Origin of the sequence: Neobacillus paridis (assembly GCF_016765675.1) — a bacterium.
Lineage (GTDB): Bacteria > Bacillota > Bacilli > Bacillales > Cytobacillaceae > Neobacillus > Neobacillus paridis.
Window position 1 is genome coordinate 1 of the sequence record NZ_JAESWB010000176.1, and the last position, 820, is coordinate 820.

Sequence of the window (820 nt, forward strand, 5' to 3'; positions counted from 1 at the left end):
ACCGAGACCGTCAAGAGCATCGACGACTTTCTGGTCGAAGATCATCAGACAGGCGACCATCGCCTGCACCGCAGCGCCTTTACCGATGAAGCGCTGTTCGAGCTGGAGATGAAGCACATCTTCGAGGGCAACTGGATCTATCTGGCCCACGAAAGCCAGATCCCCAACAACAATGACTATTACACGACCCATATCGGCCGTCAGCCGGTAGTGATCGCCCGTAATCGCCAGGGCCAGCTGAATGCCTTCATCAATGCCTGCAGCCACCGCGGCGCCACCCTGTGCCGCCACAAGCGCGGCAACAAGGCGACCTACACCTGCCCGTTCCATGGCTGGACCTTCAACAACAGCGGCAAGCTGCTGAAGGTGAAGGACCCGGAAGGCGCCGGCTATCCGGACTGCTTCAACAAGGAGGGCTCGCATGACCTGAAGAAGGTGGCGCGCTTCGAATCCTACCGCGGCTTCCTGTTTGGCAGCCTGAATGACGACGTGCTGCCGCTGACCGAGTTTCTCNGCGCTTCGAATCCTACCGCGGCTTCCTGTTTGGCAGCCTGAATGACGACGTGCTGCCGCTGACCGAGTTTCTCGGCGAGGCGGCCAAGATCATCGACATGATTGTTGACCAGTCCACCGATGGCCTGGAAGTGCTGCGCGGCTCGTCCACCTATACCTTCGAGGGCAACTGGAAGCTGCAGGCGGAGAACGGCGCTGACGGCTACCACGTCTCGGCGGTGCACTGGAACTATGCGGCCACCACCAACCAGCGCAAGGCAGCCAATGCGGGCGACAGCATCCGCGCAATGGATGCCGGCAAGTGGGG

At 60.8% G+C, this 820-nt stretch carries 2 protein-coding genes; both read left to right on the top strand.

The annotated features are described in order from the left end of the window. Positions 1 to 108 precede the first annotated feature (108 nt). Positions 109 to 555 (top strand): Rieske 2Fe-2S domain-containing protein, encoded by a 447-nt coding sequence (locus JK635_RS28405; RefSeq protein ID WP_498043867.1) that lies wholly within the window; start codon positions 109 to 111, stop codon positions 553 to 555. A gap of 8 nt (positions 556 to 563) precedes the next feature. Beyond that, positions 564 to 820: SRPBCC family protein (locus JK635_RS28410; RefSeq protein WP_498043866.1), on the top strand; the 257-nt coding region annotated here is incomplete at its 3' end.